This is a genomic window from Stenotrophomonas sp. Nf1, from assembly GCF_003028475.1.
Lineage (GTDB): Bacteria > Pseudomonadota > Gammaproteobacteria > Xanthomonadales > Xanthomonadaceae > Stenotrophomonas.
In genome coordinates this window covers 131,983-154,477 of the sequence record NZ_PYTV01000010.1, presented here as the reverse complement: position 1 = coordinate 154,477, position 22,495 = coordinate 131,983, and the positions used below count along the sequence as shown (strand labels likewise).

At 67.4% G+C, this 22,495-nt stretch carries 22 protein-coding genes and 1 tRNA gene; 14 read left to right on the top strand and 9 right to left on the bottom strand.

Annotation, left to right across the window (positions count from 1 at the left end; translation table 11 throughout):
• Window positions 1-153 precede the first annotated feature (153 nt).
• Window positions 154-228, bottom strand: a tRNA-Glu gene (locus tag C9412_RS17495).
• 47 nt (window positions 229-275) lie between these two features.
• On the opposite strand from C9412_RS17495, the gene pcnB reads away from it, so the two are divergent.
• The 6 genes from pcnB (at window position 276) to pgi (ending at window position 5,881) form a co-directional block, all read left to right on the top strand.
• Window positions 276-1,661 (top strand): polynucleotide adenylyltransferase PcnB, encoded by a 1,386-nt coding sequence (pcnB, locus tag C9412_RS17490; protein ID WP_181358758.1) that lies wholly within the window; start codon window positions 276-278, stop codon window positions 1,659-1,661.
• A 3-nt stretch (window positions 1,662-1,664) separates the two neighbouring features.
• On the top strand, window positions 1,665-2,150 hold the full coding sequence (gene folK, locus C9412_RS17485) for a 2-amino-4-hydroxy-6-hydroxymethyldihydropteridine diphosphokinase (protein WP_107232790.1): 486 nt from the start codon (window positions 1,665-1,667) through the stop codon (window positions 2,148-2,150).
• Between the two features lie 34 nt (window positions 2,151-2,184).
• Complete coding sequence (panB, locus tag C9412_RS17480; protein WP_107232789.1) at window positions 2,185-3,000, top strand: 3-methyl-2-oxobutanoate hydroxymethyltransferase; 816 nt, start codon at window positions 2,185-2,187, stop codon at window positions 2,998-3,000.
• On the top strand, window positions 2,997-3,836 hold the full coding sequence (gene panC, locus C9412_RS17475) for a pantoate--beta-alanine ligase (RefSeq protein ID WP_107232788.1): 840 nt from the start codon (window positions 2,997-2,999) through the stop codon (window positions 3,834-3,836). Before panB ends, panC begins: the two co-directional genes overlap by 4 nt.
• A 153-nt stretch (window positions 3,837-3,989) precedes the next feature.
• Window positions 3,990-4,370 carry an aspartate 1-decarboxylase gene (gene panD, locus C9412_RS17470; RefSeq protein WP_008268179.1) on the top strand — a complete coding sequence of 127 codons (381 nt, stop codon included), beginning with the start codon at window positions 3,990-3,992 and terminating at the stop codon, window positions 4,368-4,370.
• The gene (gene pgi / locus C9412_RS17465; RefSeq protein ID WP_107232787.1) at window positions 4,367-5,881 is read left to right on the top strand and encodes a glucose-6-phosphate isomerase; all 1,515 of its coding nucleotides are present in this window, start codon (window positions 4,367-4,369) and stop codon (window positions 5,879-5,881) included. Before panD ends, pgi begins: the two co-directional genes overlap by 4 nt.
• A gap of 121 nt (window positions 5,882-6,002) precedes the next feature.
• Here pgi and C9412_RS17460 read toward each other — a convergent pair whose 3' ends face one another.
• Both C9412_RS17460 and C9412_RS17455 read right to left on the bottom strand, forming a co-directional pair.
• Entirely contained in the window at window positions 6,003-6,572 is a 570-nt protein-coding gene (locus C9412_RS17460; protein ID WP_057496879.1) for a response regulator transcription factor, read from the bottom strand.
• Complete coding sequence (locus C9412_RS17455; protein WP_107232786.1) at window positions 6,569-7,795, bottom strand: ATP-binding protein; 1,227 nt, start codon at window positions 7,793-7,795, stop codon at window positions 6,569-6,571. Before C9412_RS17455 ends, C9412_RS17460 begins: the two co-directional genes overlap by 4 nt.
• 114 nt (window positions 7,796-7,909) lie before the next feature.
• On the opposite strand from C9412_RS17455, the gene ispG reads away from it, so the two are divergent.
• The 3 genes from ispG to C9412_RS17440 all read left to right on the top strand — a co-directional run bounded on the left by ispG (window position 7,910) and on the right by C9412_RS17440 (window position 10,753).
• Window positions 7,910-9,175, top strand: a complete 1,266-nt coding sequence (ispG, locus tag C9412_RS17450; RefSeq protein WP_107232785.1) for a flavodoxin-dependent (E)-4-hydroxy-3-methylbut-2-enyl-diphosphate synthase — start codon at window positions 7,910-7,912, stop codon at window positions 9,173-9,175.
• Window positions 9,156-9,905 (top strand): phosphatase PAP2 family protein, encoded by a 750-nt coding sequence (locus C9412_RS17445; RefSeq protein ID WP_107232784.1) that lies wholly within the window; start codon window positions 9,156-9,158, stop codon window positions 9,903-9,905. The genes ispG and C9412_RS17445 overlap by 20 nt, the downstream gene beginning before the upstream one ends.
• Before the next feature lie 200 nt (window positions 9,906-10,105).
• The gene (locus C9412_RS17440) at window positions 10,106-10,753 is read left to right on the top strand and encodes a response regulator (RefSeq protein WP_057496875.1); all 648 of its coding nucleotides are present in this window, start codon (window positions 10,106-10,108) and stop codon (window positions 10,751-10,753) included.
• 98 nt (window positions 10,754-10,851) lie between these two features.
• Here the strand turns inward: C9412_RS17440 and eda are convergent, their stop codons facing one another.
• The 5 genes from eda to zwf form a co-directional block, all read right to left on the bottom strand.
• The gene (eda, locus tag C9412_RS17435; protein ID WP_107232783.1) at window positions 10,852-11,511 is read right to left on the bottom strand and encodes a bifunctional 4-hydroxy-2-oxoglutarate aldolase/2-dehydro-3-deoxy-phosphogluconate aldolase; all 660 of its coding nucleotides are present in this window, start codon (window positions 11,509-11,511) and stop codon (window positions 10,852-10,854) included.
• A gap of 238 nt (window positions 11,512-11,749) precedes the next feature.
• On the bottom strand, window positions 11,750-13,666 hold the full coding sequence (edd, locus tag C9412_RS17430) for a phosphogluconate dehydratase (protein ID WP_107232782.1): 1,917 nt from the start codon (window positions 13,664-13,666) through the stop codon (window positions 11,750-11,752).
• A 58-nt stretch (window positions 13,667-13,724) separates the two neighbouring features.
• Complete coding sequence (gene pgl / locus C9412_RS17425; protein ID WP_107232781.1) at window positions 13,725-14,447, bottom strand: 6-phosphogluconolactonase; 723 nt, start codon at window positions 14,445-14,447, stop codon at window positions 13,725-13,727.
• The gene (gene glk / locus C9412_RS17420) at window positions 14,444-15,451 is read right to left on the bottom strand and encodes a glucokinase (protein WP_107232780.1); all 1,008 of its coding nucleotides are present in this window, start codon (window positions 15,449-15,451) and stop codon (window positions 14,444-14,446) included. The genes pgl and glk overlap by 4 nt, the downstream gene beginning before the upstream one ends.
• Window positions 15,448-16,884: a glucose-6-phosphate dehydrogenase gene (zwf, locus tag C9412_RS17415; RefSeq protein WP_107232779.1), complete on the bottom strand. Its 1,437-nt coding sequence runs from the start codon at window positions 16,882-16,884 to the stop codon at window positions 15,448-15,450. Before zwf ends, glk begins: the two co-directional genes overlap by 4 nt.
• Window positions 16,885-17,236: 352 nt before the next feature.
• On the opposite strand from zwf, the gene ugpC reads away from it, so the two are divergent.
• On the top strand, window positions 17,237-18,319 hold the full coding sequence (gene ugpC / locus C9412_RS17410; RefSeq protein WP_107232778.1) for a sn-glycerol-3-phosphate ABC transporter ATP-binding protein UgpC: 1,083 nt from the start codon (window positions 17,237-17,239) through the stop codon (window positions 18,317-18,319).
• A 374-nt stretch (window positions 18,320-18,693) separates the two neighbouring features.
• Here the strand turns inward: ugpC and C9412_RS17405 are convergent, their stop codons facing one another.
• Window positions 18,694-19,569, bottom strand: coding sequence for a folate-binding protein YgfZ (locus tag C9412_RS17405; protein ID WP_107232777.1), 876 nt, complete (start codon window positions 19,567-19,569; stop codon window positions 18,694-18,696).
• A 39-nt stretch (window positions 19,570-19,608) separates the two neighbouring features.
• On the opposite strand from C9412_RS17405, the gene C9412_RS17400 reads away from it, so the two are divergent.
• From C9412_RS17400 to sdhA, 4 genes are read left to right on the top strand one after another with little or no spacing between them, the layout of a single operon-like run.
• Window positions 19,609-19,779, top strand: coding sequence for a DUF1674 domain-containing protein (locus C9412_RS17400; RefSeq protein WP_005409075.1), 171 nt, complete (start codon window positions 19,609-19,611; stop codon window positions 19,777-19,779).
• Between the two features lie 56 nt (window positions 19,780-19,835).
• Complete coding sequence (sdhC, locus tag C9412_RS17395; protein WP_005409076.1) at window positions 19,836-20,228, top strand: succinate dehydrogenase, cytochrome b556 subunit; 393 nt, start codon at window positions 19,836-19,838, stop codon at window positions 20,226-20,228.
• Window positions 20,225-20,611 (top strand): succinate dehydrogenase, hydrophobic membrane anchor protein, encoded by a 387-nt coding sequence (gene sdhD / locus C9412_RS17390; RefSeq protein ID WP_049434183.1) that lies wholly within the window; start codon window positions 20,225-20,227, stop codon window positions 20,609-20,611. Before sdhC ends, sdhD begins: the two co-directional genes overlap by 4 nt.
• A 31-nt stretch (window positions 20,612-20,642) precedes the next feature.
• Complete coding sequence (sdhA, locus tag C9412_RS17385) at window positions 20,643-22,433, top strand: succinate dehydrogenase flavoprotein subunit (protein WP_107232776.1); 1,791 nt, start codon at window positions 20,643-20,645, stop codon at window positions 22,431-22,433.
• Window positions 22,434-22,495: the final 62 nt, after the last annotated feature.

The window sequence follows — 22,495 nt, the reverse complement described above, 5'->3', positions numbered from 1 at the left end:
TGGGCTTTTGCGTGTCCAGGCAAGGGTGGCCCGCCCCCTCCTGCGCAGGAGCAGGCAGGCGCCAAAGCGACCAAGCCGATCGATGCCATTGCAAACCCTGGAAAACAGAAAAGCCCGCACAAGGCGGGCTTTTTCGGTTCCTGCTGCGGCGACTGGCGCTCCCTAGGGGACTCGAACCCCTGTTTTAGCCTTGAGAGGGCCACGTCCTAACCACTAGACGAAGGGAGCGTAACTGGTGTCGCTGCCGAGGCAGGAGCGCTAGTATATGCACCTCGATGCCATTGGGCAATCCCGAAACTTCAACCGGAAGCGCCAACATCATTTCCCCTGCTACATCACCGTTCAGCCTGCGCGTCATCCCGCGCGACCAGCACACCATCTCCCGCAAGGAGATCAGCCCGAATGCCCTGCGCGTGCTCTACCGCCTGCGCGATGCTGGCTTCGGTGCCTACCTTGTCGGCGGCGCGGTGCGCGATCTGCTGGTCAATGGCCAACCCAAGGATTTCGACGTGGCCACCGACGCCACGCCCGAACAGGTCAAGCAGCTGTTCCGCAACTGCCGCCTGATCGGCCGACGCTTCCGCCTGGCCCATGTGGTGTTCGGCCGCGAAATCATCGAAGTCGCCACCTTCCGCGCCAACAGCGATGACGGCAGCGGCGACCGCGAGATGGAAAACGGCATGCTGGTGCGCGACAACGTGTACGGCACCATCGAAGACGACGCCGTACGCCGCGACTTCACCTGCAACGCCCTGTACTACGCCATCGAAGACTTCTCGGTGCGCGACTACACCGGTGGTTTCGAAGACGTGCAGGCGCGCCTGATGAAGCTGATCGGCGACCCCGAGCAGCGTTACCGCGAAGATCCGGTGCGCATGCTGCGCGCGGTGCGGCTGGCGGCCAAGCTGGGCTTCCAGATCGAAGAGGGCACGGCTGCGCCGATCCCGCATCTGGCCGGCCTGCTCAACGAAGCGGCCCCGGCGCGCTTGTTCGAGGAAGTGCTCAAGCTGTTCCTGTCCGGGCACGGCGTGGCCAGCTTCGAGGGCCTGGAGCGCTATGGCCTGCTCGACGTGCTGTTCCCGGAAAGCGCCAAGGCGCTGAAATCGAACCGCACCGGCGCACTGCGGCGCATGCTGGTGGAAGGCCTGGCCAACACCGATGCGCGCGTGGCCAATGATGAGCCGGTGTCGCCGGCGTTCCTGTTCGCCCTGCTGCTGTGGCCGGCGTTCTGCCGCGCGCAGGCGACCCTGCTCAAGCAGGGCGTGGCACCGGAAGAGGCGCAGCGTCGTGCTGCCGACCGCGTTACCGTGCAGCAGCTGAGCACCATCGCACTGCCACGCCGCTTCTCGCTGCCGATGCAGGAAATCTGGCTGCTGCAGTCGCGCTTCGGCTCGCGCCAGCGCAAGCGCGTGTTCCGCACCCTGACCCATCCGCGTTTCCGTGCCGCATTCGACTTCCTGGCCCTGCGCCAGGTGGCCTCGGCCGAGCACGAAGCCGATGTCGCGTTCTGGCGCGAGGCACAGGCGCAATCGGGCCATGAACTGGAGTCGTCGCTCGATGCGATGCACAGCGAAGGCGGTGATGAGGACGGTGGGGCGCCGCGCAAGCGTCGCCGTCGCCGTCGCCGCGCGGGCGGTCCGGCGGGCAGTGCCGCCGAGTAAGCCATGACCCGTGCCTGGATCGGGCTGGGCGCCAATCTTGGCGACGCCGCCCACACCGTCCGCGCGGCGATCGCCGCGCTGGACGACCTGCCTGCAACGCGGCTGCTGCAGGCGTCACGCCTGTATGCCACCCCGGCCTGGGGCAACGAGGACCAGCCGCCGTTCGTCAACGCCGTGGCGGCGGTGCTCACCGATCTGCCTGCACTCGAGTTGTTGCAGGCCATGCTCGGGCTGGAGCGGCAGTTCGGCCGCGTCCGCGATCCGGCGGTGCATTGGGGGCCGCGAGCGCTGGACCTGGATCTGCTGCTGTACGGCGAACAGGTGTTGGATCTGCCCGATCTGAAGGTGCCGCATCCGTACCTGCACGAGCGTGCTTTCGTTCTGGTGCCGTTGGCCGAAATCGCTGCCGATCTGGCCATTCCCGGCCATGGCCGCGTGCAGGATGCAGTGATGCGGGTGGATGCCTGCGGGATCGCGCCGATAGGGTGATAATGCCCGGGTTATCTCCCCCGGTTATCAGCACATGAGCACCCACGCAGACAGCAAGCCCTGGACCGTTCCCGCCCTGGCCGAGGCCAAGCGCAATGGCCAGAAGCTGGTCATGTTGACCGCCTACGACGCCGGCTTCGCCCGCACCTTCGACGCCAACGGTGTCGACCTGATCCTGATCGGCGATTCGCTGGGCATGGTGGTGCAGGGCCATGATTCGACCCTGCCGGTGACCGTGGCCGACATGGTCTACCACACCCGCGCCGTGGCCCGCGTACTGCAGCGTGCGCTGCTGGTGGCCGATCTGCCGTTCGGTGCCGATGCCACCCCGGAGCGAGCGCTGGATGCTTCGCTGCAGCTGCTGCAGGCCGGCGCGGAGATGGTCAAGATCGAAGGTGCCGGTTTCAAGGTCGACATCATCCGCTACCTGGTCGAACGCGAGATTCCGGTCTGCGCGCACCTGGGCCTGACCCCGCAGTCGGTGCTGCGCCTGGGCGGCTTCAAGATCCAGGGCCGTGGCGATGCCGCGCGCCAGCTGGTGGAAGATGCCCGGGCCGTGGCCGCGGCGGGCGCCAGCATCATGGTGCTCGAATGCGTGCCGACGCCGGTGGCGGCCGAAGTCACCGCTGCGGTGGACGTGCCGACCATCGGCATCGGTGCCGGCCCGCACTGCGATGGCCAGGTGCTGGTGTTGCACGATTTCCTCGGCCTGGACAGCGGCCATCGCCGCCCGAAGTTCGTCAAGGACTTCCTGGCCGAAGGTGGTTCGGTGGCCGGTGCCACCCGCGCCTTCGCCGACGCCGTGCGCGACGGCAGCTTCCCCGACGAACAGCACGCCTACGCCCAATGATCCAGACCTTCAACGAACTTGGCGCACTGCGCGAGCAGATTGCGCAGTGGAAGCAGCAGGGCCTGCGCGTGGCGCTGGTGCCGACCATGGGCAACCTGCATGGGGGGCACCATTCGCTGGTGACCCTGGCCCGCCAGTACGCCGACAAGGTGGTGGCGAGCATCTTCGTCAACCCGACCCAGTTCGGGCCGAATGAGGACTTCAGTCGCTACCCGCGCACGCCTGAGGCCGACGTGGCCGGGCTGGAGCAGGCCGGCTGCGATGCGGCGTGGCTGCCCAGCGTGGAGACGATGTACCCGCTGGGCGTGGACAAGACCACGCAGATGCACGCGCCGGGTGTCAGCGAAGTGCTGGAGGGTGCCAGTCGCCCGGGCCATTTCGATGGCGTGTGCACGGTGGTGGCGCGTCTGTTCCTGCAGGTGCAGCCGGACGTGGCCGTGTTCGGGCGCAAGGATTACCAGCAGCTGGCCGTCATCAAGCAGATGGTGGCCGAGCTGTCGTTCCCGATCCAGATCGTCGGCGCCGAGATCGTGCGTGACGAGGACGGCCTGGCCAAGAGCTCGCGCAACCAGTACCTGAGTGCCGAGCAGCGCCCGCACGCGACCACCATTCACCGCACCCTGCTGGGCATGCGCGAAGGCTACGTGGCCGGGCACACGCGGGCGCAGATCGAAGCGGACGCCACGGCGGCGCTGCAGGCCGCCGGTTTCCAGGTCGACTATGCGGTGCTGCGCACGCCGGAGCTGGCCGAGCCGAGCTTTGACGGCGGTGGCCGCGTGGCCCTGATCGCCGCACGGCTGGGCACGACCCGGCTGATCGACAACCTGGAATTCTGATGTCTGGATGGGGTCAGATCCCTTTTCCGCAGGAAAAGGGATCTGACCCCAGCTCTCCCTGCCGGCCCGCTTCCTGAACAGGTTGCCGGTCGTGATGCCGATGGCCGGACGGGTGCTAGAATCCGCTCTTTCCTTTGCCGTTGCAGCGCCCCCATGCACCTGTCCCTGCTCAAGACCAAGATCCACCGCGCCACCGTCACCCATTCCGAGCTGAACTACGAAGGTTCCATCGCCATCGATGACAACCTGCTGGCTGCCACCGGCATCCGCGAGTTCGAGCAGGTGCACATCTGGGACGTGACCAACGGTGCGCGCTTCTCGACCTATGCCATCCGCGCCGAAGCCGGCAGCGGCGTGGTCTCGCTCAACGGTGGCGCCGCGCGCCACGTGCAGGTCGGTGACATCATCATCATCGCCGCGTTCGCCAGCATGACCGAGCAGGAAGCTGACAGCTTCAAGCCGAAGCTGGTGTACGTTGATGGCAGCAACCAGATCACCCACACCAACGACACGATCCCGACACAGGCCGCATGACAACGAACAACGGATTCGACTCGCTGCATTCCCACGCCCAGCGCCTGAAGGGCGCAAGCATTCCCAGCCTGCTCGCCGCCGAACCCGGCCGCGTCCAGGATCTGGCGCTGCGGGTCGGTCCGTTGTACGTCAATTTCGCGCGGCAGAAATACGATGCCGCAGCGCTGCAGGCGCTGTTGGCATTGGCGGCCGACCGTGATGTCGGCGACGCCATCACCCGGTTGTTCCGTGGTGAGCAGGTCAACCTGACCGAAGGCCGTGCCGCACTGCACACCGCGCTGCGTGGCGACGTGGTGGATGCGCCGGTGGCGGCCGAGGCCTATGCCACCGCCCGCGAAATCCGCCAGCGCATGGGCGTGCTGGTGCGCGCGCTGGAAGACAGCGGCGTGACCGATGTGGTCAGCGTCGGCATCGGTGGTTCCGATCTCGGTCCGCGCCTGGTCGCCGATGCGCTGCGCCCGGTTACCGGTGCGCGCCTGCGCGTGCATTTCGTATCGAACGTGGATGGCGCCGCCATGCAGCGCACGCTGGCCGCGCTGGATCCGGCCAAGACCGCCGGCATCCTGATCTCCAAGACCTTCGGCACCCAGGAAACCCTGCTCAACGGCCAGATCCTGCACGATTGGCTGGGCGGTAGCGAGCGCCTGTACGCAGTCAGCGCCAATCCGGAGCGCGCCGCCAAGGCCTTCGCCATTGCTGCCGAGCGCGTGCTGCCGATGTGGGACTGGGTGGGCGGCCGTTACTCGCTGTGGTCGGCGGTCGGTTTCCCGATTGCGCTGGCCATTGGTTTCGAGCGTTTCGAACAGCTGCTGGAAGGCGCGGCGCTGATGGATGCGCATGCGCTGGACGCACCGCTGGAGCGCAACCTGCCGGTGCTGCATGCGCTGACCGACATCTGGAACCGCAACCTGCTGGGCTGCGCCACCCATGCGGTGATGACCTACGACCAGCGCCTGGCGCTGCTGCCGGCCTACCTGCAGCAGCTGGTGATGGAGAGCCTGGGCAAGCGCGTGCAGCGTGATGGCCAGCCGGTCACCACCGATACCGTGCCGGTGTGGTGGGGTGGGGCGGGCACCGACGTGCAGCACAGCTTCTTCCAGGCGCTGCACCAGGGCACCAGCATCGTTCCGGCCGATTTCATCGGTTGCGTGCACAACGACGATCCCTACACGATCAATCACCAGGCGCTGCTGGCCAACCTGCTGGCGCAGACCGAAGCGCTGGCCAACGGCCAGGGCAGTGACGATCCGCACCGCGATTATCCGGGTGGCCGCCCGAGCACGCTGATCCTGCTCGATGCGCTGACGCCGCAGGCGCTGGGTGCGCTGATCGCGATGTACGAGCACGCCGTGTATGTGCAGTCGGTGATCTGGAACATCAACGCCTTCGACCAGTTCGGTGTCGAACTGGGCAAGCAGCTGGCCAGCGGCCTGCTGCCGGCGCTGCAGGGCGAGGACGTGGCGGTTGCCGATCCGATGACCCGCGAGATCCTGGCGCAGCTGAAGCGCTGAGGTCCTGGTGCCGGCCAGCGGCCGGCGCTACCGGTGATATCGTTCTTGGGTAGTGCCGGCCGCTGGCCGGCATTCACGTAATGCGTCCATCGTTCATGGGGTTGCCGGCCAGTGGCCGGCACTACCGGCTCGGGTCGCGTTCCGGGCTCGGCCGCTTGGCCAGCTTGCGCTGCAGCGAGCGCCGGTGCATGCCCAGCAGCCGCGCCGCCGCCGACACGTTGCCGCCGGTCTCGTGCATCGCCTGCTGGATGTGTTCCCACTGCAGCCGGCTGATCGGCGTCATCGCGTCGGGCACTTCCATTTCGCCATCGTCGGCTGGGCCGTCATCCTCTTCGCCCAGGGCGCGCAGGATCATCGGTACCGTGGCCGGCTTGGGCAGATAATCGTCGGCACCGAGCTTGATCGCTTCCACCGCCGTGGCGATGCTGGCATAGCCGGTCACCAGCAGGATCCGCATGTCGGCACGCAGGGCGCGCAACGGCTGGATCAGTGCCAGGCCCGAGTCGCTGCCCAGCTTCAGGTCGATCAGCGCGAATGCCGGTGGCTGTTGGCGCGCCAGTGCCAGCGCGCTGGCGGCATCCTGCGCCGTCTGGGTTTCCAGCCCTTTGCGGGCCAGGCTGCGCTGCAGGGTCCTCAGGTACAGCTCGTCGTCGTCGACCAGCAGGCCCAGGGTGGAGTGGTGAAGGCTCATGGGGTGTCCTCGCGTGGGGCCAGCGGCAGGCGGAAGCCGACGCGGCTGCCGGCCCCCTGGGCCGGGCGCATCCACATCTCGCCGTCGAGGCGTTCAATGGTGGCATGGGACAGGGCCAGGCCGACGCCCATGCCCTCGCTCTTGCTGCTGCCGAACAGGGTGCCGGGCAGCACGGCGGCGCGCGCATCGAAGCCGTGGCCGTAGTCGCGGACTTCGCCGATCAGGTCGTCGCCTTCAATGCGCAGGTCCAGGTCAACGCGCGGCCGGCCGGCCTGCTCTCCGGCATCGGCGGCATTGTTGAGCAGGACCATCAGCAGGTGGCCCACGCCGGGGTCCAGTGGCAGCCGCAGCGGGGCGTCGTCGTTGCGGTGAAGGTCGATGGTCGGCCGTACCAGGCGCCATTGCTCCAGCACCTGCTGGGCATTGGAGTGGCGGCGGCCGGGGGCGTCGGCCGAGGCCGGTGCGGCCAGCGCCAGCACGCGTTCACGGCATTGCACCAGCAACTCGCGCAGGGTTTCCATGTCCTCGCGCACTTCCGGTTCTTCGCTGCGCTCGGCCACGTCGTCGGCCAGCAGGGTCATGGTCGCCAGCGGCGTGTTCAGTTCGTGCGCCACCGAGGCGGCATGGGTGGCCAGGGCGACGATGCCCTCGTTGCGGGCGAAGCGTTCGCGCAGCGCCGACAGCTCCAGTTCGCGCTGGCGCAGGGCCAGCGCCAGGCGGGTGGAGAAGGCCAGCACCACGGCCGCGGAGATCAGGAAGTTGGCGACCACGCCCCAGCGGTTGAGATCCTGGGCGCGGAAATAGCCGTCCGGCAGGGGTTGGCCGAAGATGCCACTGCTGGCGTAACCGAGCAGGCAGGCCAGCGCCACCGCCAGCGCCCAGCGCAGGGGCAGGGCGAACGCAGCCAGTGCGATCAGGATCAGGAACAGCGAGCTGAACGGGTTGGCCATGCCGCCGCTCCAGCCGACCATCCAGGTCAGGATGATCACATCCACCAGGATGTGCCCGAACGCGGTCAGGGGTGCGGTATCGGCGGCTTCCGGGCGCAGCTGGGTGTAGATGTTGAACAGCGCCAGCACCGCCACGCCGGCCCACAACGGCAGTTGCGGCAGCGGCAGGCCCAGTACCCAGGTGGCCACCAGGATGGTGGCCGCCTGGCCGCCCACGGCAAGCCAGCGCAGGCTGCACAGGGTTCGCAGGAACGGGGCGTCGGGACCGGTCATTCGTGCTCATCGTATGCGTTCCCGGGCAATGGCGCCTGCGACAATCGGCCGCAGACGCACCATCGGCTGAATGCGACTCACCCGGAAGGTGGGGCCGGGCGGTAGAATGCGCCCATGCACGACGCCGTTACCCGCCCGACGCCCCCCTCCGATGCCACTGCCTGGCCCCGTCGCCAGACCCATGCCGTCCAGATCGGCGGGGTCACCGTCGGTGGAGGCAAGCCGGTGGTGGTGCAGTCGATGACCAACACCGATACCTCCGATGTGGCCTCCAGCGTGAAGCAGGTGGCCGAGTTGTGGCGCGCCGGTTCGGAAATGGTGCGCCTGACCGTCAACACCGTTGAGGCTGCCGCGGCGATTCCGCGCATCGTCGACAAGCTGGCGATGATGGGCATCGAGGTGCCGTTGATCGGCGACTTCCACTACAACGGCCATCAGCTGCTGAGCGCCGAACCGGCCTGTGCCGAAGCGCTGGCCAAGTACCGCATCAACCCGGGCAACGTCGGCTTCGGCAAGAAGAAGGACCTGCAGTTCGCACAGCTGATCGAGTTCGCCATCCGCTTCAACAAGCCGGTGCGCATCGGTGCCAACTGGGGCTCGCTGGACCAGGCCCTGGCCGCGAAGCTGATGGACGAGAACAACCACCGCGAACAGCCCTGGGACGCTGGCCGTGTGCTGCGCGAGGCGCTGATCCGCTCGGCGCTGGATTCGGCTGAGCAGGCAGTGGAACTGGGCCTGCCGCGCGATCGCATCGTGCTGTCGGCCAAGGTCAGTGGCGTGCAGGAACTGATCGCGGTGTACCGCGACCTGGCCCAGCGCTCGGATTTCGCGTTGCATCTGGGCCTGACCGAAGCCGGCATCGGCAGCAAGGGCATCGTCGCCTCGGCGGCGGCGCTGAGCGTGCTGCTGCAGGAAGGCATCGGCGACACCATCCGCATCTCGCTGACCCCGGAACCGGGCCAGTCGCGCACGCAGGAAGTGATCGTCGCCCAGGAACTGCTGCAGACCACCGGCCAGCGCGCTTTCACCCCGCTGGTCACCGCCTGCCCGGGCTGTGGGCGCACCACCTCCGAGTTCTTCCAGGAACTGGCCAAGGTGGTGCAGAACCACGTCCGTGAAAAGATGCCGTTGTGGAAGATCCAGCATCCCGGCGCGGAAAACATGACGCTGGCGGTGATGGGCTGCGTGGTCAACGGGCCCGGTGAATCGCGCCATGCCAACATCGGCATTTCGCTGCCGGGTACCGGTGAGGCGCCGTCGGCGCCGGTGTTCGTCGATGGCGAAAAGAAGGTGACCCTGCGTGGCGAGAACATCGCCCAGGACTTCGTCGCCCTGATCGACGACTACGTCGAACGTACCTATGTCCGAAGCGCCGGATAAGCCCGCGATTCTCGCTGCGCCGGAGTCCGCCTCCGGTTTCCGCCACTGGATGGCGCGCAATGCCTGGCGCCTGGTCCTGCTGTTCGGTGGCGTGCTGCTGCCGCTGGCGGGCTTCGTCGCGCTGGCCGATGAAGTGCACGAATTTGAATCGTTCCATTTCGATGCACCCCTGCTGTGGCAGATGCACGGCCTGCATTCGCCGCTGCTGGACCGCTTCTTCGTGCTCATCTCGAAACTGGGCTACGAGTGGTTCCTGATCCCGGCCGACGTGCTGATCATTGGCGCGCTGCTGGGCTACCGGCGTTGGCGTGAAGCCACCTTCGTGGCGGTCAGCTTCGTCGGCTCGGCGTTGCTGAACATGGGCAGCAAGCACTTCTTCCAGCGCGAGCGGCCCAGCCTGTGGGAGTCGATCGCGCCGGAATCGACGTTCAGCTTCCCCAGCGGCCACGCGATGGGCTCGATGACCCTGGCGGTGACCCTGGTCCTGCTGGCCTGGAACACCCGCTGGCGCTGGCCGGTGCTGCTGTTGGCCCCGTCGTTCAGCCTGCTGGTCAGCCTGTCCCGGGTCTACCTGGGGGTGCATTACCCCTCCGATATCCTGGCCGGATGGTGTGCCGCGCTGGTTTGGGTGGTAGGGTGCTATCTGGTCATGTTCAGTCGCCGGCACCCATGGCGACGTCACGGCTCGCCGCCAGCGAAGGCCAGCGAAGCATCATCACAGGGGGAATGACGTGGATGGCCCCCGGTGGGCGTCTACGTGATAGATCAGTTGTTTCGAAACAGCAGGTTCTGCAAGACAGGGGGCAAGCTCAACGCGTGGTTATGTGATGCGCAAGGCAGAATGCCCGCGCCGCATTCCGAGCGCGCTTGCGGGGTATCGGCACCCTGCCTAGCTTGACCTGCAATGGCCGCATTCGAAGAGGTACGTGAATGACGATTCGAGTCTACCTGGTGGATGACCACGCACTGGTCCGCACCGGGATGAAGATGATTCTGTCGGGGGAAGCCGACATCGAGGTGGTGGGCGAAGCCGAGACCGGCGAAGACGCGCTGCGCGATGTCCGCCAGTTGTTGCCGGATGTGGTGCTGTGCGACCTGCACCTGCCGGGTGTCAGCGGCATGGAAGTGACCGAGCGCATCGTCCGCAGCCACCGCAATACCCGCGTGGTGATCGTGTCGGTGCTGGAAGACGGCCCGCTGCCAAAGCGCCTGCTCGAAGCCGGCGCGGCCGGCTACATCGGCAAGGGCTGCGATGCGCAGGAGCTGTTGCGCGCGGTGCGCGATGTGGCGGCTGGTCGCCGCTACCTGGGCACCAGCATCGCGCAGAACCTGGCGCTGTCGACGGTGGAGGGCAATGGTTCGCCGTTCGACAGCCTGTCGCCGCGTGAACTGGAAGTGGCACTGCTGCTGACCCAGGGCCTGCGCCAGGAAGACATCGCACGGCGCCTGAGCCTGAGCGCGAAGACCGTGAACACGCACAAGGCGCGGTTGTTCGAGAAGATGGGAATCCACGACAACATCGCGCTGGCACGCATGGCCAGCCAGTACGGGCTGGTGGACCCGGCGCGGCCGTTGTAACGGTTTCGGCCCTCTGTAGAGCCGAGCCCATGCTCGGCTGCTTTCCTTTCCGCTGGCGCGGAGCCGAGCATGGGCTCGGCTCTACACCTGAGTCGGACTCAATGGCCGCGCACGCGCTGGATGATCTTCGCGGCGTCGGCGGCGCTGGCGCGCACCTTGTCCCATTCGCCGTTGGCGATCCAGTTGCCCGGCACCATCCACGAGCCACCGATGCAGACCACGTTCTTCTGCTCCAGGTATTCGGCGGCGGTGTTCTCGGTGATGCCACCGGTCGGGCACAGCTTGAGGTCGGCGACCGGGCCGGCCAGGCCCTTGATCATCGCCAGCCCGCCTACGGCCGTGGCCGGGAACAGCTTGCACACGCGGAAGCCGCGCGCGTAGAGCGACAGCAGCTCGGTCGGCGTGGCAGCGCCCGGCACGACCGGCAGTGGCGCAGCCGCCAGCGCATCGGCCAGCGCCGGCGGCGTACCCGGGGTCACCAGGAAGTCCGCACCTGCATCGATGGACTGTTGCATCTGCGCCACGGTCAGCACCGTGCCGGCACCCACCACCACATCCGGCAGCTCACGCTTGAGCATCGCCAGCGCTTCCATCGCCACTGGCGTGCGCAGCGTCAGCTCGATGGCCGGCAGCCCACCTTCCAGCAGCGCCGCACTGACCGCCCGCGCCTGGTCCAGCGTATGAATCGTCACCACCGGCAGGATGCCCGCCGCATGCAACAGCTCCGCCGCCTTCACCTGATGTTGTTCGATACCCATAGCTCTGCTTCTGCCTTTGCTTCTGCTTTTGAATTTGTTTTTCAGTGACCACTTCGCGGCGTATCGGCGCCGGAAACTGTGATGCGGAGGAGGGCAGGCCGTCGCCAGGACCGTTCGCGCCATGGATGGCGCGACCGAGCCTACAGGGATGTATTCACGGCGTGTCCTGGCGACGGCCTGCCCTCTGCCGCCCCCAGGAACCTCACCGCCGCGACAAACCCGCAACGCCTTTCAATCCTCAGGCGTCCTTCGCCTCATGCGGCGCCGCCGCTGCCGCCGCATCGTGCCCCAGCTCGTATTCCGCGTCGTAATCCCACGGCCCACCATCGGCCGCCGCCGGCCCGCACGAAATCGAAATCGCACCCTGGTCGGCCGGACCCACCACGCGACGGTTGATCGCGAACAGATTGCGGCCAAGATCCTGCGCCGCTGGCGCAGTGTTCGGCGCCAGCGAGCGTGCTGCCCATTCGGCCGCATCCACCAGCACTTCCAGCGTGCCGGCCTCGCCATCAAGGCGGATCATGTCGCCCTCGCGCACCTTGGCCAGCGGGCCGCCACGTGCCGCTTCCGGGGTCACGTGGATCGCTGCCGGAATCTTGCCCGAAGCGCCGGACAGGCGACCGTCGGTGACCAGTGCCACGCGTCGGCCCTGGTTCTGCAGCAACCCCAGCAGCGGCGCCAGCGAATGCAGTTCCGGCATGCCGTTCGCGCGCGGGCCCTGGTAACGCACCACCGCCACGAAATCCTGCGGCAGCAGGCCGCCGGCGTGCAGCTTGTTCAGCACCTGCGGCGCATCGACCACCACGGCGGGGGCCTCGATGGTGCGGTACTGCGGCTTCACCGCCGACAGCTTGATCAGCGACTTGCCCAGGTTGCCGCGCAGCAGGCGCAGGCCGCCCTGGTGTTCGAACGGGTTGTCGACGCCGCGCACCACCTCGTCATCGGCACTGTGTTCCAGGCCGGGCAGATAGACCAGCTGGCCGTCACGCAGCTGCGGTTCGCGCGCATAGTCGGCCATGCCGCCGCGCGCCACGCTGACCAGATCGCCGTGCATCAGCCCGGCCTTGATCAGCTCGCCGAACACGAATGCCGGGCCGCCCGCCGCGGCGAAACGGTTCACGTCGGCCTCGCCGTTCGGATAGACGCGCGCCAGCAGCGGGATCAGCTGCGACAGCTCGTCGAAGTCGTCCCAGGTCAGCACGATGCCGGCGGCGCGCGCTACGGCGATCCAGTGGATGGTGTGGTTGGTCGAGCCCCCGGTGGCCATCAGCGCGATGACCGCATTGATGATCGCGCGCTCATCGATGATCCGGCCCAGCGGGCGGAAGTCGTCGCCGAGTGCGGTGATGTCCAGCGCACGTTCGGTGGCTTCGCGGGTCAGCGCATCGCGCAGCGGCGTGCCCGGGTTGACGAACGACGCCCCCGGCAGCTGCACGCCCATCGCTTCCAGCAGCACCTGGTTGGAATTGGCGGTGCCGTAGAAGGTGCAGGTGCCGGCGCCGTGGTACGAGGCCGACTCGGCTTCCAGCAGCTCTTCGCGGGTGGCTTCGCCGGCGGCGTAGCGCTCGCGCACTTCGGCCTTCTGCTTGTTGGGGATGCCCGGGGTCATCGGGCCGGCCGGCACGAACACCGCCGGCAGGTGGCCGAAGGCCAGTGCACCGATCAGCAGGCCCGGCACGATCTTGTCGCACACACCGAGGTAGACGGTGGTGTCGAACATGTCGTGGCTGAGGCCGATGGCGGTGGCCTGCGCGATCACATCGCGCGAGAACAGCGACAGCTCCATGCCGCCACGGCCCTGGGTGACACCGTCGCACATCGCCGGCACCGCGCCGGCGACCTGTGCGGTGGCGCCGAGTTCGCGCGCGATCTCGCGGATCTGCTCGGGATAGGTCTCGAACGGCTGGTGCGCCGACAGCATGTCGTTGTAGGCGGTGATGATGCCCAGGTTCGGCGTCACCCCGCCGCGCAGGCGGCTCTTGTCGGTGCCGCCGCAGGCAGCGAAGCCGTGGGCGAGGTTGCCGCAGCTCAGGCGGCTGCGGAACGGGCCGTCACGCAGGGAGGCGTCGATCGCGGCCAGGTAGGCGGCGCGCGAGGCGGCGCTGCGGCGGATGACGCGCTCGGTGATGGCGTGCAGTTGCGGATGGAGGCTCATTGGCTACCGGCGTTCGTGGTGGCGAGAGGCAAGCGGCGGCAAGGCGCCGCCGCCGACGTCAATCAGCCCAGTGGACGCGCAGGCGCGCGCCGTCCAGGTTGATCGCATTGAGGATCGGGTACTGCTGGGCATCGTTGCTGTCCAGCGCCTGGCGCAGCACCTGCAGCTTCTGCTTGCCGCGCAGCAGCAGCAGGCGCTGGCGGCACTGACGCAGGCCGTGCGGGGTCAGCGTGATGCGCAGCGGCCACTGGTTGGCACCCGGGCAGCCGGTGGCATCCAGCGCGGCATAGGGCAGGGTGCTTTCCAGAGCGCGGGCGAGATCCTTCGAGCCCGGGAACAGCGAGGCGGTGTGGCCATCGTTGCCCATGCCCAGCGCCACCAGGCTCGGCGGCTGGCTGTGCTGGGCCTGCAGATTGGCGGTGTAGACGCATTCCGGCAGCGGCTTGCCGATCCGCACCAGCGGATCGAAGTGGGCACCCTCGGCGCGCTTGAGCAGGTGCTCGCGCACCAGCCAGGCGTTGCTGTCGCGATCCTGCGGCGACAGCCAGCGCTCGTCGGCCAGGCTCACTTCAACCCGGTCCCAATGCACGTCCAGTTCCGCCAGGGCCTGGTAGACCGGCGCCGGCGTGGTGCCACCCGACAGCAGGATGCGGGCGCGGCCCACTTCATTGATGTCGTGGTTGAGGGTCTGCGCCATCTCGGCGGCTACCGCCTCGATCCAGCCATCGGCATCGCCATGCTGGATGAAGTCGATACGATCGTCGTGGAAAGCGGGGGTCATGCGGCAACTCCTGGTGCGTCACGTTCGGCGTCGGCGGCGTAGGCAGCGGCACCCAGCAGCCCGGCGTGGGGATGCATCACCGCCAGCGACGGTACCCGCGCCATGATCGAAGAGAACCGGCCCTTGTGTTCGAAGCGCTGGCGGAAGCCAGAGTGCTGCAGCGAGTCGAGCATCTTCGGGGTCAACCCGCCGGTCAGGAACACGCCGTCCCAGGCGCCCTGGGTCAGTACCAGATCGCCGGCAATGGCGCCGAACACCGCGCAGAACACATCCACGGTGCGCATCGCCTGCGGGTCGCCATGCAGGGCGCGCGCGGTCACGTCCACCGGTTGCAGCTGGCCCGGATCGATGCCGGCCATCTCGCACACGGCGCGATGGATGTTGACCAGGCCAGGGCCGCAGATCAGTCGCTCGTTTGAGACGCGGCCGAACTGCTCGGAGAGGATTTCCAGGATGCGGATCTCTTCCGGCGTTCCCGGCGGGAAGCTGACATGGCCGCCTTCGGTTTCCAGCGGATAGCAGCGGCCGTGGCGCAGGATCAGGCCACCCACGCCGAGCCCGGTGCCCGGCCCGATCACCGCGTAGTTGCGCGGCTGGCCCGGCTTGCCCGGCACCCAGGCCGCACCGCCGACCTGCACCACGTCATCGGGTTGCAGCAGCGAGATCGCCATCGCCTGCGCGGCGAAATCATTGATCAGGTGCAGCTCGTCGAAGCCGAGCATCGCCGCGGTGCGGCTGCGCGAGATCACCCAGGGATGATTGGTGATGCGCGCTTCGTCACCATCGACGCGGCCGGCCACCGCGAACACGCCGCGGCCGGCCGTGGCGCCGATCTGTTCCAGATGGTGGCGCGCGGCATCACCGAGCGAGGGGAACTCGGCCACCGCGTACTCGCGGATGCTGTCCTTCAGCAGTGGCGCGTCCAGCGAGGTGTCGGCCAGGGCGAAGCGGGCGTTGGTGCCGCCGATGTCGGCGACCAGCACGGGCTGCGAGCCGGCACTCATGCCGAGGCTCCGCTGTCGGGTGCGTCCACGCCCTGCGGCAGGAATTCCGTTGCGTTGCTCGGGCCCCACTGGCCGGCGGGGTAGGGTTCCAGCGGCAGCTTGGCCTCCTTCCAGGCGTCGGCCACGCTGTCGATCCAGGCCCACGCGGCGCGCACTTCGTCGTCACGCACGAACAGCGTGTGGTTGCCATTGAAGGCATCCAGGAACAGGCGTTCGTAGGCGATGCGACGGTGCAGGCCGGTCGGCACCGACAGTTCCAGTTCCAGCGGGTGCAGTTCCAGCGCGCCCCATTCCGGGCCGGCCAGGCTGCTCATCAGGCCCAGTTCGATGTTTTCCTGCGGCTGCAGCTGGAACACCAGGCGGTTCGGCGCGGCCTGCGCGCGCTGCGGACGCTCGAACAGCCAATGGGTGACCGGCTTCAGCGTGACCACCACGCGGGTGGTGCGTTCGGGCAGGCGCTTGCCGGTAACCAGATGGAACGGCACGCCGCTCCAGCGCCAGTTGTCGATGTGCGCGGTCACGCCGGCGAAGGTTTCCACGTCGCTGCCTTCCGGCGGCTGGTAGGCCTGGGCCGGCTGGCCGTTGATGGCGCCGGCGGTGTAGCGGCCACGGATGCTGTCACGCGCGGCGTGCCTGGCATCGAGCGGGCGCAGTGCGCGCAGCACCTTGACCTTCTCGTCGCGGATGCGGTCGGCTTCCAGCGAGGCCGGCGGCTCCATCGCCACCATGCACAGCAGCTGCAGGATATGGCTCTGCACCATGTCGCGCAGCGCGCCGGAACGGGCGTAGTAGGCGTCGCGGCCATCCACGCCTTCGCTCTCGGCCACCAGGATGTGCACCGATTCGATGTAGTTGCGGTTCCACACCGCTTCCAGCAGCGTGTTGCCGAAGCGCAGCGCGATCAGGTTCTGCACTGCCGCCTTGCCCAGATAGTGGTCGAGGCGGAACACACGGTCCTCGTCGATCCACTGGCCGATGGTGGAGATGATCTCCTCGGCGCTTTCGCTGTCGCTGCCGATCGGCTTCTCCAGCATCAGTCGTGCCGGCGCAGCCAGGGCGCCGCCCTTGGCCAGGCCTTCGCAGGTGGAGATGTACAGGCCCGGCGGAATGGCCAGGTAGCTGACGCACTTGCGGTGCACCAGGTCGGCGACCGCGGCGGCTACCGAGTCGACGTCGCGCAGGTCGACCGAGCGGTAGTCGATGCGACGCAGCAGCGCAGCGATGTCATCCTGCGTGGCCATCGGCATGGCCTGCTGCAGGCGCGGGCGCAGGATGTCATGGAAGGCTTCGGTGTCATGCCCGGACAAGGCCAGCGCACGAATGCGGAAGTCCTCCGGCAGCAGGCCGTCGCCGAGCAGGCGAAGCAGCGAAGGGAACAGGTAGCGCTGGGCCAGATCACCTGTGGCACCGAACAGGAAGAGGGTGTCGTGCATCGCTCGAGTTTCAGATCCGGGTGACATCGTTGTCAATCGCTTCATGGCTGGGTTCGGGGGACATCCGCGCAACTGCCTGTCCGAGGCTCGTCAGGGGCGATTTCCGGGGCTCCGGAAGACCGTTCCATTCGAAACCACTACCTCGGCGGAAGCTTCGTTCTTCCGCCGACGCAGATCGGTGCGCACCGATCATCGGATAGTGCCACGTGAAAACGTTTACATGGCAGAATGGGCAACTGTATTCGATTGCAGTGCTCGCCGCCATGCGGCAGGCGCGCAATCATCACTGCCATCGGGAGGGCCGAGGCAGTCCCAAAAGACAGCCCGGCTTCGGGCGGACCGGATAGGTGATATGGCAAAAGTGCAGTTGCAGGGTGTGCGCAAGGTCTATGACAACGGCCAGGTCGCGGTGAAGGACGCCACCTTCGAGGTCGCCGATGGCGAGCTGATGGTGCTGGTCGGCCCGTCCGGCTGTGGCAAGTCGACCCTGCTGCGGATGGTGGCCGGCCTGGAGGAGATCAGTGGCGGCACGCTGAGCATCGGCGACCGCGTGGTCAACGACGTGGCGCCGAAGGACCGCGACATCGCCATGGTGTTCCAGAGCTACGCGCTGTACCCGCATATGACCGTGGCCGAGAACCTGGCCTTCGGCCTGAAGCTGCGTGGCCACGACAAGGCCACCATCGACAAGCGCATCGCCGAGGCGGCGCAGACGCTGGGCCTGACCGAGATGATGGACAAGCTGCCCAAGGCAATGTCCGGTGGCCAGCGCCAGCGCGTGGCACTGGGCCGTGCGCTGGTGCGTGAGCCGGCGGTGTTCCTGCTTGACGAGCCGCTGTCCAATCTTGATGCCAAGCTGCGCCACAGCGTGCGCACCGAGATCGCGCAGCTGCACCGCAAGCTGGGTACCACCATGATCTATGTGACCCACGATCAGGTGGAAGCAATGACGCTGGGCCAGCGCATCGTGGTGCTCAAGGACGGCGTCATCCAGCAGATCGACACACCGATGGCGCTGTACGACCGCCCGGCCAACCTGTTCGTAGCCGGCTTCCTCGGCAGCCCGGCGATGAATGTGCTGCGCGGCACGCTGCAGGGCGATGCCGGTGGCGTGACCGTGGTCGATGGGCAGTGGCGTGCGCCGCTGGGCCAGGCCACGATCGATCCGGCCTGGCTGCAGAAGCCGATCGCGGTGGGCGTGCGTCCGGAGCATCTGCAGCCGGCGGCCGCCGACGATGCGCATGCGTTCAGCGCACGCATCGAAGGCATCGAGCCGGTCGGCAACGAGATCTTCGTCAACCTCAGCAGCGGCCAGCATGCGCTGACCATGCGCGTGGCCCCGCAGGCGTTGCCGGCAGTGGGCGAGGACATCCGTGTATCGATCCACCCGCAGGGGCTGCATTTCTTCAACCCGGAAACCGGCGAGCGGCTGTAATCGGGCTTATCGATGCTGCCGGCCAGCGGCCGGCACTACCCAGGATCGGGTCTTCGGCTTCAGTAGATCCACGCCATGCGTGGATGCGGTGCCGGCAGAGGCAGTGCGGACCAAGGTCCGCACCCACCAGATCGGGTCCCGGGTTCAGTAGATCCACGCCATGCGTGGATGCGGTGCCGGCAGGGGCAGTGCGGACCAAGGTCCGCACCCACCAAAGCAGGGTCCCGGGTTCAGTAGATCCACGCCCACCAGATCGGGTCCCGGGTTCAGTAGATCCACGCCATGCGTGGATGAGATGCCTGCAGAAGCAGTGCGGACCAACGGTCCGCACCCACCATGGCGGCGGTAGCGCCGGGCCGTGCCCGGCGTGAACCTCAGCGCGCCAACCCATCCAGCAGCGGTACGCGCTGCGCCACGGCCTCGCCCACCTGCAGCGCGGAATCGCTGGTTTCCAGCGGCAGTACCGCCAGTGCCAGCTCGCCGGCCACGCAGGCGATCGTGCCCAGCGCCGCGCCGTCCTGCTGTACGCCTTCGCCGGCCTGTGCCGGTGCCGCGGTCTGCAGCAGCTGCACCGCGCGCTTGGCTTTGCCGAGGAAGTGGGTACGGGCGACGATTTCCTGGCCCGGGTAGCAGCCCTTCTTCACGCTGTAGCCGTTCAGGCGGTCCAGGCCCAGCTGCTGCGGGGTCCACACTTCGCGTTGGCTGTCTTCCAGGCGCGGCAATCCGTAGCGCAGGTCGGCCTGGCGCCAGGCCAGGGCGAAAGCGGCCTCGTCGGTTTCGCTGCCGGCGGCAAAGGCATCAGCGGCGCCGATGCGCAGGGTGCGCGGCAGCGCGTCGCTGCCCAGGTCCAGCTCCCAGCTGTCACCGGTCGTGTGCGCGATGGCGGCGCCGCTGGCGGCCTCGGGCGCGGTGAAGGCGCCGGCCACGGCCAGATCGTTGCGCACCTGCACCTTCACCTTGCGACGGAACACGAAGCGCTGCAGTTGCGACGCAATCGCATCGGCATCGCCGTCGGCCAGCACCAGCATCACATGGTCATCGGCCAGCCGGAGCAGCTGGAACACCGCCAGGGTGCGGCCCTTGGCGCTCAGCCAGGCGCTCCACTGCCAGTGCCACAGGGGCAGGGCGGTGACGTCGCTGCTGAACTGGGCGTGGGCGAACACGGCCGCATCCACGCCCTGCAGGCTCAGCAACTGGTGGCCGGGCAGGCGCGGATATCCGACGAAAGCAGGGGGCAGGTTGTCAGGCACGTGAACGAGGTCTAAAATTTGTGCGTTGCGAGACCGAACATGATAGGCCAAACAACCCCCACTCCCGACGACGAATCTGAAGCCCCGCTGGTCCCTGCGGCACCCGTGCCCGTGGAACAGGAAAAAGCAGAGGAATTCGGCGGCCGCGGCGGACTTGATCCGGTGCGGTATGGCGATTGGGAGAAAAACGGACGCTGCATCGATTTCTGATCAGCATTGAGCCAACGCGGCCGTGTGCCGCCCAGCCGAGACAACGAGCCCAGCGAATGGCGACCAGACAACGCCCACTTTCCCCGCACCTTCAGGTGTATCGCTGGCAGATTCAGATGGCCACCTCGATCCTGCATCGAGCCACTGGCGTCTTTCTGTCTGTTGGTGCCCTCATCATCGCCGCCGGCCTGCTGGCCCTGATGATGGGGCCCGAGTCCTGGAACTGCTTCACCGGCCATGCCGGGGCCTGGTATGGCCGCGTGTTCCTGTTCGCGTGGACATGGTCGTTCGCCTATCACCTGTGCAATGGCATCCGCCATGTGGTGCAGGACTTCGCCATCGGCTTCAGCATCCCCGCCTTCATCCGCAGCAGCTGGCTGTCGGTCACCGGCAGCCTGGTGATCACCCTGCTGGTGTGGGCCTATGTGATGTTCGGAGGTGCCGCGTGAGCAAGTTCCGTACCCCGTTGAAGAGCGTGCGCGGCCTGGGTTCGGCCAAGACCGGCACCGAGCACTTCGTGCACCAGCGCCTGACCGCCGCCGCCCTGGTGGTGCTGGGCATCTGGTTCCTGGTCTTCGTGCTGGGCCTGCTCGGCTCGGATTACGCGACTGCCGCCGCTGCCGTGGCCAAGCCGTGGAACGCGGTGCCGCTGATCGGCCTGCTGATTGCCATGTTCTGGCACGCACAGCTCGGCATGCAGGTCGTGCTGGAAGACTACATCCACGAATCGCTGCTGGCCCTGGTGCTGCAGACCGCGGTGAAGTTCGTCGCCGTGCTCGGCATGATCGTCAGTGTGTTTGCGGTGGGCCGCATCGCCCTCGGCGTTGCCTGAGCCCAGGCACCTACACAGGAATCCAGATTAGATGTCCGCTTACAAGATCACCGAACACAAGTACGACATGGTCGTGGTCGGCGCCGGCGGCGCCGGCCTGCGCGCCACGTTCGGCCTGGCCGCCAAGGGCCTGCAGACCGTGTGCCTGACCAAGGTCTTCCCGACCCGTTCGCACACCGTTGCCGCCCAGGGCGGTATCTCGGCCGCACTCGCCAACATGGGCGAGGACGACTGGCGCTACCACTTCTTCGACACCATCAAGGGGTCGGACTGGCTGGGTGACCAGGACGCCATCGAATACATGTGCCGTGAGGCCATCCCGGCCATCATCGAGCTCGAACACTACGGCGTGCCGTTCTCGCGCACCGCCGAAGGCAAGATCTACCAGCGTCCGTTCGGTGGCATGACCACCAAGTACGGCGAGGGCCCGGCGGCGCAGCGTACCTGCGCGGCGGCCGACCGTACCGGCCACGCGATGCTGCACACCCTGTACCAGCAGTCGCTGAAGCACGATGCGCGCTTCATGATCGAGTACTTCGCGCTCGACCTGATCTTCGACGACGAAGGCGCCTGCCGCGGCGTGCTGGCCCTGGACATGTCCGATGGCACGCTGCACCTGTTCCGCGCCCAGGGCGTGGTGCTGGCCACCGGCGGCTACGGCCGCGCCTACTTCAGCGCCACCTCGGCGCACACCTGCACCGGCGACGGTGGCGGCCTGGCCATGCGTGCCGGCATTGCCATGCAGGACATGGAGTTCGTGCAGTTCCACCCGACCGGCATCTATGGTGCCGGCTGCCTGATCACCGAGGGTGTCCGCGGTGAAGGCGGCATCCTGCGCAACAGCAGCGGCGAGCGCTTCATGGAGCGTTACGCACCGCACTACAAGGACCTGGCCTCGCGCGACGTGGTCAGCCGTTCGATGACCATCGAGATCCGCGAAGGCCGCGGCGTCGGCGAGCACAAGGACCACATCCTGCTCGACCTGACCCACCTCGGCCCGGGCGTGATCGACGACAAGCTGCCGGGCATCGCCGAAAGCGCGCGCATCTTCGCCGGCGTCGACGTGCACAAGCAGCCGATCCCGGTCATTCCGACCGTGCACTACAACATGGGCGGCATCCCGACCAACTACCACGGTGAAGTGGTGCGCAAGGTCGGGGACAACCCCGATGCGGTCGTGCCGGGCCTGTACGCGATCGGCGAAGCGGCCTGCGTGTCCGTGCACGGCGCCAACCGCCTGGGCTCGAACTCGCTGCTGGACCTGGTGGTGTTCGGTCGTGCGGTGGCCAACCGCTGCGCCGAGACCATCAAGCCGGGCGCATCGCACAAGCCGCTGCCGGCCGATGCCTGCGACAAGGCGCTGGGCCTGCTGGACAAGCTGCGCCACGCCGACGGCGATACCCCGACCTCGGTCATCCGCGATCGCATGCAGCGCACCATGCAGGCCGACGCCGCCGTCTTCCGCACCAGCCAGACGCTGAAGGAAGGCTGCGAGAAGATGGACAAGATCTTCGACTCGTTCCAGGACGTGAAGGTCTCCGACCGTTCGCTGGTCTGGAACTCGGACCTGATCGAGACCTACGAGCTGAACAACCTGCTGCTCAACGCGGTGGCGACGATCAACTCGGCCGAACAGCGCAAGGAAAGCCGCGGCGCGCATGCGCACGAGGACTATCCGGACCGCGACGACGTCAACTGGCAGAAGCACACCCTGGTCAGCGTCGACGAGAAGGGCAAGTGCAGCTTCGACTACCGTCCGGTGCACATGTACACGTTGACCGACGACGTGTCCGTGGTGCCGCCGAAGCCGCGCGTGTACTGATCCGACCCCGCCTACCATGCAATCCGCGCCCAAGGGCGCGGGCCGCCTGAGCCAACGAGAGC

What these genes read in the sequence shown, in the direction of transcription:
- pcnB (WP_181358758.1), top strand. Translation starts at nt 276, where the DNA reads ATGCCATTGGGCAATCCCGAAACTTCAACCGGAAGCGCCAACATCATT.
- folK (WP_107232790.1), top strand. Translation starts at nt 1,665, where the DNA reads ATGACCCGTGCCTGGATCGGGCTGGGCGCCAATCTTGGCGACGCCGCC.
- panB (WP_107232789.1), top strand. Translation starts at nt 2,185, where the DNA reads ATGAGCACCCACGCAGACAGCAAGCCCTGGACCGTTCCCGCCCTGGCC.
- panC (WP_107232788.1), top strand. Translation starts at nt 2,997, where the DNA reads ATGATCCAGACCTTCAACGAACTTGGCGCACTGCGCGAGCAGATTGCG.
- panD (WP_008268179.1), top strand. Translation starts at nt 3,990, where the DNA reads ATGCACCTGTCCCTGCTCAAGACCAAGATCCACCGCGCCACCGTCACC.
- pgi (WP_107232787.1), top strand. Translation starts at nt 4,367, where the DNA reads ATGACAACGAACAACGGATTCGACTCGCTGCATTCCCACGCCCAGCGC.
- C9412_RS17460 (WP_057496879.1), bottom strand. Translation starts at nt 6,572, where the DNA reads ATGAGCCTTCACCACTCCACCCTGGGCCTGCTGGTCGACGACGACGAG.
- C9412_RS17455 (WP_107232786.1), bottom strand. Translation starts at nt 7,795, where the DNA reads ATGACCGGTCCCGACGCCCCGTTCCTGCGAACCCTGTGCAGCCTGCGC.
- ispG (WP_107232785.1), top strand. Translation starts at nt 7,910, where the DNA reads ATGCACGACGCCGTTACCCGCCCGACGCCCCCCTCCGATGCCACTGCC.
- C9412_RS17445 (WP_107232784.1), top strand. Translation starts at nt 9,156, where the DNA reads ATGTCCGAAGCGCCGGATAAGCCCGCGATTCTCGCTGCGCCGGAGTCC.
- C9412_RS17440 (WP_057496875.1), top strand. Translation starts at nt 10,106, where the DNA reads ATGACGATTCGAGTCTACCTGGTGGATGACCACGCACTGGTCCGCACC.
- eda (WP_107232783.1), bottom strand. Translation starts at nt 11,511, where the DNA reads ATGGGTATCGAACAACATCAGGTGAAGGCGGCGGAGCTGTTGCATGCG.
- edd (WP_107232782.1), bottom strand. Translation starts at nt 13,666, where the DNA reads ATGAGCCTCCATCCGCAACTGCACGCCATCACCGAGCGCGTCATCCGC.
- pgl (WP_107232781.1), bottom strand. Translation starts at nt 14,447, where the DNA reads ATGACCCCCGCTTTCCACGACGATCGTATCGACTTCATCCAGCATGGC.
- glk (WP_107232780.1), bottom strand. Translation starts at nt 15,451, where the DNA reads ATGAGTGCCGGCTCGCAGCCCGTGCTGGTCGCCGACATCGGCGGCACC.
- zwf (WP_107232779.1), bottom strand. Translation starts at nt 16,884, where the DNA reads ATGCACGACACCCTCTTCCTGTTCGGTGCCACAGGTGATCTGGCCCAG.
- ugpC (WP_107232778.1), top strand. Translation starts at nt 17,237, where the DNA reads ATGGCAAAAGTGCAGTTGCAGGGTGTGCGCAAGGTCTATGACAACGGC.
- C9412_RS17400 (WP_005409075.1), top strand. Translation starts at nt 19,609, where the DNA reads ATGATAGGCCAAACAACCCCCACTCCCGACGACGAATCTGAAGCCCCG.
- sdhC (WP_005409076.1), top strand. Translation starts at nt 19,836, where the DNA reads ATGGCGACCAGACAACGCCCACTTTCCCCGCACCTTCAGGTGTATCGC.
- sdhA (WP_107232776.1), top strand. Translation starts at nt 20,643, where the DNA reads ATGTCCGCTTACAAGATCACCGAACACAAGTACGACATGGTCGTGGTC.